We start from the raw sequence: 9,364 nt of genomic DNA on the forward strand, positions 1-9,364 counted from the left end.
TTCAGGCTAAACAACAGGGGCGAGATTACTGTATGCACTTTAGAACGATCGAAAAAGATGCAGACTACTAGTCGCTACCCGGAGGTCAAAAGTCAAAAAATAAAAGTCACAAGTATTGATTGGTAAGCTTTGAAGATTTTGTCACTGATATAGAATCCGGATAATTAGTTACTGTAAAATAATATCATGAGTCTTCAGGGGTACTGATAACTGATAACTGAATTGCGCAGTTTCTCCACCAGGAGGCTAACTGATAACTGAAATGACTCCTAGCCCGATAGGATAACTAATTACCCGGGTTCTATAATAACTCCTGACTCCTGATTTTTTATACTACGTTTTGAAGTGCGGAATGTGGGTTACATTATGTCGCAAATTCTCCTGGTGCCGATGGCTTTTAGCTGAATCGCCGAGAAGCCTCACGCCATAATATGCAGATTTGGCGGATGAATCGGCAGCAAATTGAATGGGTTCGATGCCCATTCAATTTGTATGCTATCCCAGCAGAAGCTTTCGCCCTAGTTGAAAAACTTGTATTATTGTCTTGCAATAACCCCGAAAATTTTCCACTATGCGCACTGCCTACCAATATAAATTAAGGCCCAACTCAGATAAAATAGCCACAATTCTATTGTGGTTGGAATTGTTGCGTCAGCAGTACAACTATCGTTTGGGTGAAAGATTCTCATGGTGGTCAGAAAACCGTTGTCCAGTTAACGCCTGCCCGCAAGGTGGATGCCAATTCCTCAACTAAGAGATAATCCAGATTATTACTCTCAAAAAAAAGATTTGGTCAATACCAAAGATAAGTTTCCTGACTACAAGCTAATTCACTCTCAGATTTTACAGGATTGCATAAAACGGGTAAAACTTGCCTTTGATAGATGGTTGAAAACAGACAAAAAAGGAACTAGATTAGGAAAACCAAGATTTAATGGAATTGGACGTTACCGAATAATTAATAATTAATAATTAATAATTAATAATTAAATAATTCGCACCTTAAAGCCGACCCTTTTAACGGGAAAAAGCGGTCGTTTAGCGTTCCGCACAACGCGCGTTTTTCATGTCGCGCAGCGAAACGCGGAGCGACTTGAATTGCGGAGCTGTCCGTCAGGATGGGATGGCGAGGTCTCCGTTCCCTCCGGGACGCTACGCGAACTTCGAAGCTTTGCGAAGCGCAAACGCTGGCCTCCAATCGACCAAGAGAAAAGTGCTCTTGAATTTCCTTATATTCAATTCCGTAACGGTTAAAATCCGAGGTAATTATCAATTATCAATTAATGAACGGAGCTTTTGTTATCCTCAAATCAAACAAAACTGTATTGAAGGAAATCAAATTAATTTGCCCAAAATAGGAAAAGTACAGTTAATTCAGCATCGTCCAATACCAAAATATTTTATAATTAAAACAGTAACAATTAGTCGTAAAGCAGATGGTTATTATGTAACTTTATCCCTAGAAGACAAATCAGTTCCAGCTTTGACTTTTAATGTTGAACCTACATTAAAAAACACTCTAGGAATCGATATGGGACTAAAAGAATTCTTAGTAACTAGTGTTGGAGAATCAGTCCCCATCCCTCAATACTATCGAAAATATCAGCAGCGATTAAAGACTGTACAGAAACGTTGATATCGAAAGAAGAAAGGAAGTAAAAGGTGGCTCAAGACTGTTAAAGCTGTAGCTAAACAACATAAAAAAGTAGCCGATAAACGTAAAGATTTCCACTTTAAAACAGCCAATGAATTGTTATCAAAAGCAGATGTTATTCAATACGAAAACTTAAACATTAAAGGACTAGCAAAGACCCGTTTGAGTAAATCAATTAATGATGCGATTTGGGGGACAATTCCTGTCTATCTTAAATGTCAAAGCCGGAAATGCTGGAGTGAAAACCGTAGCAGTGAACCCCAAAAATACTAGCCAAGATTGCTCAAACTGTGGTGAAAAAGTCAACAAAGAATTAAACACACGAACTCATTCTTGTCCGTATTGCGGTATTGTAATAGACCGCGACTTGAATGCAGCGATAAATATAAAAAATAGGGCGGTAGGGCATTCCGTCAGACAAGCACGCGCTTGCCCGACGGGATACCGGGGCAGGGAAACGAGAGAGCTTACACTAAGCTGACGCTATAGTGTGGGAGATGTCACATATATCTGGAATAACTAACAACCATTGAGAAAAATATATGATAGTATGTCCCTCTAGTAATCCTCAAAATTATTATTGAAGTGGTTATTTGGGTGTAGAAGTAAATAGTTATAGGCTAGTGATATTCTATTCATCAACAACCATATAAGTGAAATGAATATATTTATATTGATTTAGAGGATTGAATAAAGTATTAGACTTGAGATGAAAAATATATATCCAGGAAATCGTTTGATCTTTCTTAACAGTACCCAACTAGGGAAAAACCTCATTCTGCGCTGTTTACTTCCCAGTATACTCAGCGTTTTTGTCTTAGGAAGTCCCTCTGAAGCTGCAACCCTAGAATCTTGGCAATTTAAAGTTAATCAGAACCAACTGTCCTTTACCACAGAAGGTGGCGTTCAGCCAAAGGCTCAATTAATTACTAACCCAACTCGCTTAATTATAGACTTGCCAGGAACAACTTTAGGTGGTATAAGAACATCTCAAGTTGTGGGTGGATCTATCAAAGCAATCAGAGTAGGACAATTTAATTCTCAAACAGCTCGAATTGTAGTAGAACTAAACAATGGCTACACCATTGACCCAAAGCAGGTACAATTTCGGGGTATTTCTCCTAGTGAGTGGACTGTACAAATACCAACGCCTCAAAAAATTACCTCTACTGCGGATATTAATGTTACACCACAGTCTCCACCCCTACCTCCCCAAAGTCTCCAGTCTTCACCCCCACCTCCCCCACGTTCGCCCCTACCTCTTGGCAGAACAGAAAGACCAAGCAATCAAAAGTCTCCACCCCTACCTCCCCAAAGTCCCCAGTCTTCACCCCCACCTCCCCCACGTTCGCCCCTACCTCTTGGCAGAACAGAAAGACCAACCAATCAAAACAGACCAAGACCTGATAATTCTTCTACCTTTAATTCAACTGCCACTAATGGCACACCAACTCTTGTAGAAGATGTCCAAATAAAAAAAGAGGGAGTGGTTCTAAAAACAAGTGGTAAATTACCAGAAATTGAACTGAAGAAGAGTGTTGACCGTACCTGGATGACCATTGATGTCCTTAATGCTACTCTAACTGCCAAGGGTCTCAAACCAAATCAAAGATTTAATGAATCTGGATTAACAATTACCCAGCTAACTCAACTTTCAACTACACCAGCAGTAGTTCGTCTGACAGTAAGTTTGCCAGACACAAATACTCAATGGCAAGCTCGTGCTTATGCAGGTGGAGTAGCAGTATGGCCTCAAGGAGAAGCACCACCTACAATTAATCAAGCTACTGGCTTTGCAGTGGTTAAGTCAGTAGAATTAAAAAATGGTACTGAGTTAGTTGTTACTGGAGACCAAGCTCTAAATTATACCAGTGGTTGGGATTCTGAAACAGATGCTTATGGAATTACTATATATAATGCTAAGGTAGATGACCGATTGCAGTTACCAGGCCGACAGGTTGGTAGTCCTTTGGTCTGGGCAAAAATACGTCAAGAAGATCCAGAAACAGTGACAATTCTGGTTAAGCCTGCTACTAACGTTAAAATTGCAGAAGTAACTCAGATTACGGCCCAACAGTTATCTTTGCCTATGGGTTGGGGTAATATTGGAACTGCACCTCCTGGTTGGAAGCCAAATTCTACAAGGCAATCTTCTACTTTACTTTCTCCTAGTTGGAAACCAAATCCGACAGAACAACCTTCTAGTTCTAGACCATCAATACTTTCACGGGGAAACAATTCATCACCCCCAAATTCATTACCCCCAAATTCATCACCCCAAAATCCATCACCTCAGAATAGATTACCTCAAAATTCCTCTGAAAATTTCCGTCCGAGACGCTGGCCTTTTCCTTGGCCTCGTCGCAATAATCGACGCCCTAATACTAATAATCGTTATCCTCGTTTTCCTTTGCCAAATCGATTACCCAGACGTGATGGACGACTAATGATAGTGATAGACCCTGGACATGGGGGACCCACAGATTTAGGTGGAGTCGGTATTGGTGGTCTACGGGAGAAGGATATTGTGTTGCCAATGTCATTAGAAGTAGCTCAAATCCTGGAGCAGAATAATATACAGGTGGTTATGACTCGTAAGACAGACCGGGATTTAGATTTGCCACCACGGTCGGAACTTGCTAATAGGGTTGGAGCAGATTTGTTTGTGAGTATTCATGCTAATGCTATTAGTATGAGTCGTCCGGATGTAAATGGTTTAGAAACTTTTTATTACCAAAGTGGGCGGTCTCTAGCACAGTATATTCAGAATAGTATGTTGGAAGCTTTTCCGACAATGAATAATCGTGGTGTGAAGCGAGCCCGTTTTCATGTGCTAAGACATACTAAAATGCCTGCTGTATTGGTAGAGGTGGGTTTTGTGACTGGTAATTATGATTCGAGGATACTTGCTGACCCCGGTCAACGTAGTCGCATGGCACAGGCGATCGCTCGTGGCATACTTAGATATGTTCAAGCTTATTCTCGTTGACATCCTCCCGGCATCAAATCAGAGATTATGATGCGGGATTCCCATCTATTCAAACAACCTTAGTTGCTTAAACTCAGGGAGGGTTGACACATCATTGACATTTATATTTAAGCTGTCGCCTGAATTCATAAAATCACTATCTGCTAACTGATTTTCGCCAGCTTATGATTGGCTAACATACCGCTGACATTGTCATACTTCTATAACAACACTGCCGTGGTTTTTGGCACTTGTTTGTTGTCAATTTATGAAGTGCGTTTCTACGGATGTTAGCTACCTTTGTGTGTAGCTTGGCTATCTTTAACTGTGCCTTTTTGTAATTAGCAGAACCAATAATTTTATTCCGGTTTCGGTATTGACATCTAGAGAGTTTAGCTTCAAATGTCTGGTACGATATCACACTGTCAAATACTTTTCCATTACTTAATGTAGCTAAGGTTTTCACACCTAAATCTACACCGATAACATCAGTTTTTTTGGCCGTGGTTATGCCATTAAATTCATTGTAGGGGCGATTCGCATAGATGCCCCTACAACTGAGATACCAATCACCAGCCTGTCTACTAATAGTCCTGCTTTTTAGTTGTTGCTTCAATTGGTTCGTATGTTTTCACAACACCAATAAAAGGCAATTTATGAGACCAACCATCAAGTTCTATTGGTTTTCGGTGAATTATCAATTGTGAAAGAATCAGACCTACCTTTCTTTTTAAACTTTGGGTATTTTCCTAATCCTTTGAAAAACATGAGTAAACGCTTCACCTAAGTTGACGAAAGCATATTGGTAAACTTTAGATGACAAGTTTTTCATCCAAGGATATAAAGGCTTTGTCTGGTTGGTAAAAACCTCTCTTAGCTTTCGTTTGCGCAGCATTCCGTTTGCGTAGCATTCCGAAGGAAAGGAAACATTAGGCTTGTAACCATCAATATATGCAGCATTCCACAAACTTAAACCCCAGTTATAGCACCATCTACTATACCCCGCGTGTTGAGTCATCAGAGTTTTTTGCTGATTATTCAGTTTGAGCTTGGTTAATCATGGATTTCATTTATTTGTGTTTCATGTGCGCAGCAAACACAGTCTGTCTAATACTACGGTATATAACTTATTATATCGTTATTCTTTGATTAAGTCAATGCTCCTATTGACCACCATGATTTTCTTCTGACTTCTGACTCCTGAGTCCTGATATCAAATCCGGGGGAATTGGACATAAAAAAATTCTCCAATCGTCATAACTACTCAATCTTTGTAATTCTCTCCCCTCCTGACTCCTGAGGAGTGACTCCTGAGTCAATTACGACTTAATCAATCTATAATTGTTTAACCGGATTTGATATGACTCCTTATTTTTTATAATACGTTTTGAAGTGCGAAATGTAAGTATTAACCCATATTTATTGTCTCAAGCAAAAAACATACTGTTATTTTGGCAAAAGTCCTGAAAATCATTTGCTGGAACAGGGGGGCTAAACAAATAACCTTGAGCAATATGGCATTGATTTTGCTCCAGAAATTCAATTTGTTTCTCAGTTTCGACTCCTTCAGCAATTATATTTAAATTCAGGCTATGACCGATCTGAATAATAGCTTTTGTGAGGGCAATCTTGTCAGTATTATCATTAATATTACGCATAAAACGTCTATCAATTTTGAGTATGTCAAAAGGGAATTGATCTAGATAACCTAAACTAGAATAACCAGTCCCAAAATCATCAATGGCTAGTTTAAGGTCGAGAGATTTTAATTCATTGATTGTCTCAGTGACTAAAATATTGTTCTCCATTAGCAGGCTTTCAGTCAACTCCAAGGTAAGTAGCTCAGGTTCTAGTTTAGTTTCCATCAGAATTAGACTTACTTCTTGAACTAAAGTTTTTCGTTTGAACTGGCGAGCTGATAAATTCACTGAGATTTTCAAGGGCAAAGAAAAAGTATTTTGCCATTCTTTAACTTGTATACAACTTTGTCTTAAAACCCACTCACCAATTGATTCAATTAGTCCAGTGTCCTCAGCAATTGGAATGAAGATACCAGGGGAAACCAAACCTCGTTTTTGATGTTGCCACCGGAGGAGAGCTTCTACACCAATAAATTGTCGATTTAAAATATTTACCAAAGGTTGATAATAAATTTGCAATTCTTCTCTTTCTATAGCAGAGTATAAATCGCGTTCTAGTTCTAGTCGATCGGAATTGACTATTAAGTCTAAGTCAGTGGTTGTATTGATGATAGCTTTGATTTTCTCTCTCATCTGTCTGGCAACCTCTAACGATCGCAAAAGTTCGGTTTCTTTTTTATGCTTTCTCAAAGCCATTTTAATTGTGGCGTGTAATTCTCTCTCTTGAAATGGTTTGAGGATGTAACCATAAGACCCTGTTTGTTCAGCTTGGTTTAAGGTTTCGTCATCTGCATAAGCAGTTAAATAGATAACCGGAATGCTATAATTATTATAAATTTTAGCCGCTGTCTCAATGCCATTCATATCACCTTGAATGACAATATCCATTAGAATTAGTTTGGGAGACTTTTCCTGAGCAACTTGGAGTGCATCTTCACCGGATGAAACAATATCAATTATGTTATAGCCTAGTTTTTTAAGTTTACTGGCTAATTGGCGGGCAATTAATAGTTCATCTTCTACTATAAGGATGTCAATTGGTTTAGTATTAGTCATTAAATTCTTTTACGATATTTAAGTTCTGCAAAAATTAGGTTAAAGGTAGTCCCATTATTGGTAATAACCTCAAGGTCTGCCTTTATCTGTTGACTGAGCATATCAATTAATTGTAACCCCATACTTTCTGTCTGGGAAATATCAAAATCTGAGGGTAAGCCAACACCATTATCTTGGATAGTTAGTATTACTCTATCTTGCTCATTTTTAAGACTCAGGTAGAGTTCTCCCTTTCTATTATCTGGGAAGGCGTGTTCAAAGACATTAGCAATCAGCTCACTAACAATAAGTCCACAGGGTGTAGCTGTTTCAATATTTAGGGAAACTGGTTCTAATTCTAAGTTAAGTTGAATTCTATCTGTTGCGATGTTAAATGAGTAATATAACTGTTGGGCTAAAGTTTCTAGATATTCACTAAAATTAACTTCGGCTAGGTTCTTAGAGTTATATAGCTTTTCATGGATTAAGGCCATTGAATGGATACGGTATTGGCTTTCTTGAAAGATTCTAGATACTGCTGGATCTGTAATATATTCATTCTGCCAATGGAGAAGACTCGAAACCACTAATAGATTATTTTTGACTCGATGGTGAATCTCTTTGAGCAGAAGTTCCTTTTCTTGGAGAGAAGATTTGAGCAATTCTTCTGCTTGCTTACGTTGGGTAATATCACGACACACAGAAACTAATCCACCACCTTCAATTAACGTAAGGGAAATCTCTTCAGCAAAGGTAGAACCATCCTGCCGTTTCGCAATTGCTTCTCCCTGCCAATGGCCATCACGCAGAAGGATAGGCCAAATTTCCCACTCAAACCGTTCCAATTCATCGCGCTCATAAAGATGTCTCCAGCTCTTACCGAGAAGTTCCTGTCGATCTTGATAACCAAACAGTAGGAGGTGGGAGTGATTGACATAAATGTATTGCTCTTGTGCATCGAGAATTGCAATTCCATCAATAGCTGCTTCCATTGCTACAGACTGTTGTTTTAAGTTACGTTCTGCCTTGATACGATCGGTTATATCTGTTTGAATACCAATGTAATGAGAAAGATTGCCTTGTTCATCATAAATAGGAGAAACACTCAATTCATTCCAGAAGAGAGTGCCATCTTTACGATAGTTGCGTAAACTCACAGTACAACCAGATCCCTCTTTTAGAGCTGTTCTGAGTTTGAACACTCCAGGTTGCTCACAATCTTCACCTTGCAAAAATCGGCAATTGTGTCCGATGACTTCTGCTGCTGTATAGCCAGTAATTTTTTCAAAGGCTGGGTTTACGAAAATTGTAGGCAAATCTGGTAAGCGAGCATCTACAATTACAATGCCATTACTGCTAGCAGCGATCGCCCTTCCTTGAAGTTTTAGGGTCTCTTCAATCTCCTTTTGTTTACTAATATCTTCAGCAAAACCTGCAATACGATAGACTTCGCCTAATTCATCACGAATAGGAAAAGCACGGTCTTGAATCCAACAGATTTTTCCATCCGGACGGATGATACGATATTCCTCATTATACTCACCCCCTATTTGTTGCGGCAAAGCAGCCACCACCATCTCACGGTCATCGGGATGAATTGCTTCTATCCATTGTTGGGGAGAGCGGTACAGTTCCTGAATAGAAAATCCCCATATTTTCTCATAAGCAGGAGAAACGTAGATCATCTGACTTTTATCCAGATTCGTCATCCAGAAAACACTATCAATATTTTCTGTAAGCTGGCGTAGATATTCCTGATTCTGAACTAATTCTGCTGTTCGTTTTTTAACCCTAGCTTCAAGTTCCTGATTGAGATTTTGTAGTGCTTGAGCAGCTTGCATTCTTTCCAATTCGGCAGCAGCTCGGGAAGCAAAAATTCTCAGGATTTTCTCAAACCAAGGCTGATTAACGATCGTGTCGTCGTGAAGAATGCACAGGGCACCAATAGGTTCTTGGTTAGAGTTTAGTAGAGCTATACCTAGATAGCTATCTACTTCCAACTCCTGCAAACCTATGTCTTGAGGAAATTGTTCTCGAACCTTACTGAAACAGAAGCACCTTCCTTGC

9 protein-coding genes and 1 pseudogene are annotated in these 9,364 nt (G+C 39.3%); 6 read left to right on the forward strand and 4 right to left on the reverse strand.

Annotation, left to right across the window (positions count from 1 at the left end):
- The first annotated feature begins 571 nt into the window (after window positions 1-571).
- From F6K22_RS20500 to F6K22_RS20515, 6 genes and pseudogenes are all read left to right on the forward strand, one after another.
- On the forward strand, window positions 572-754 hold the full coding sequence (locus F6K22_RS20500) for a helix-turn-helix domain-containing protein (protein WP_293101920.1): 183 nt from the start codon (window positions 572-574) through the stop codon (window positions 752-754).
- Window positions 736-969, forward strand: coding sequence for a hypothetical protein (locus F6K22_RS20505; RefSeq protein ID WP_293101923.1), 234 nt, complete (start codon window positions 736-738; stop codon window positions 967-969). The genes F6K22_RS20500 and F6K22_RS20505 overlap by 19 nt, the downstream gene beginning before the upstream one ends.
- Window positions 970-1,219: 250 nt before the next feature.
- The gene (locus F6K22_RS42270) at window positions 1,220-1,636 is read left to right on the forward strand and encodes an RNA-guided endonuclease InsQ/TnpB family protein (protein WP_363274011.1); all 417 of its coding nucleotides are present in this window, start codon (window positions 1,220-1,222) and stop codon (window positions 1,634-1,636) included.
- 63 nt (window positions 1,637-1,699) lie between these two features.
- Window positions 1,700-1,927, forward strand: a pseudogene (locus tag F6K22_RS42275) (hypothetical protein); the annotation flags it as partial.
- Entirely contained in the window at window positions 1,836-2,135 is a 300-nt protein-coding gene (locus tag F6K22_RS42280; RefSeq protein ID WP_363274014.1) for a zinc ribbon domain-containing protein, read from the forward strand. The pseudogene F6K22_RS42275 and the gene F6K22_RS42280, both read left to right, overlap by 92 nt.
- 228 nt (window positions 2,136-2,363) lie before the next feature.
- Window positions 2,364-4,643, forward strand: coding sequence for an N-acetylmuramoyl-L-alanine amidase (locus F6K22_RS20515; RefSeq protein WP_293101926.1), 2,280 nt, complete (start codon window positions 2,364-2,366; stop codon window positions 4,641-4,643).
- A gap of 172 nt (window positions 4,644-4,815) precedes the next feature.
- Here the strand turns inward: F6K22_RS20515 and F6K22_RS20520 are convergent, their stop codons facing one another.
- The 4 genes from F6K22_RS20520 to F6K22_RS20535 form a co-directional block, all read right to left on the reverse strand.
- Window positions 4,816-5,238 (reverse strand): transposase, encoded by a 423-nt coding sequence (locus F6K22_RS20520; protein ID WP_293101929.1) that lies wholly within the window; start codon window positions 5,236-5,238, stop codon window positions 4,816-4,818.
- A 114-nt stretch (window positions 5,239-5,352) separates the two neighbouring features.
- Entirely contained in the window at window positions 5,353-5,664 is a 312-nt protein-coding gene (locus F6K22_RS20525; protein WP_293101937.1) for a helix-turn-helix domain-containing protein, read from the reverse strand.
- Between the two features lie 385 nt (window positions 5,665-6,049).
- Entirely contained in the window at window positions 6,050-7,318 is a 1,269-nt protein-coding gene (locus tag F6K22_RS20530; protein WP_293101931.1) for a two-component system response regulator, read from the reverse strand.
- A partial coding sequence (locus F6K22_RS20535) for a PAS domain S-box protein (protein ID WP_293101934.1) occupies window positions 7,318-9,364 on the reverse strand: 2,047 nt, incomplete at its 5' end. The genes F6K22_RS20535 and F6K22_RS20530, both read right to left, overlap by 1 nt.

The organism is Okeania sp. SIO2F4 (genome assembly GCF_010672385.1).
In the GTDB taxonomy this organism is placed as follows: Bacteria; Cyanobacteriota; Cyanobacteriia; order Cyanobacteriales; family Microcoleaceae; genus Trichodesmium.

What these genes read in the sequence shown, in the direction of transcription:
- F6K22_RS20505 (WP_293101923.1), top strand. Translation starts at nt 736, where the DNA reads ATGCCAATTCCTCAACTAAGAGATAATCCAGATTATTACTCTCAAAAA.
- F6K22_RS20515 (WP_293101926.1), top strand. Translation starts at nt 2,364, where the DNA reads ATGAAAAATATATATCCAGGAAATCGTTTGATCTTTCTTAACAGTACC.
- F6K22_RS20530 (WP_293101931.1), bottom strand. Translation starts at nt 7,318, where the DNA reads ATGACTAATACTAAACCAATTGACATCCTTATAGTAGAAGATGAACTA.
- F6K22_RS42280 (WP_363274014.1), top strand. Translation starts at nt 1,836, where the DNA reads ATGCGATTTGGGGGACAATTCCTGTCTATCTTAAATGTCAAAGCCGGA.
- F6K22_RS20500 (WP_293101920.1), top strand. Translation starts at nt 572, where the DNA reads ATGCGCACTGCCTACCAATATAAATTAAGGCCCAACTCAGATAAAATA.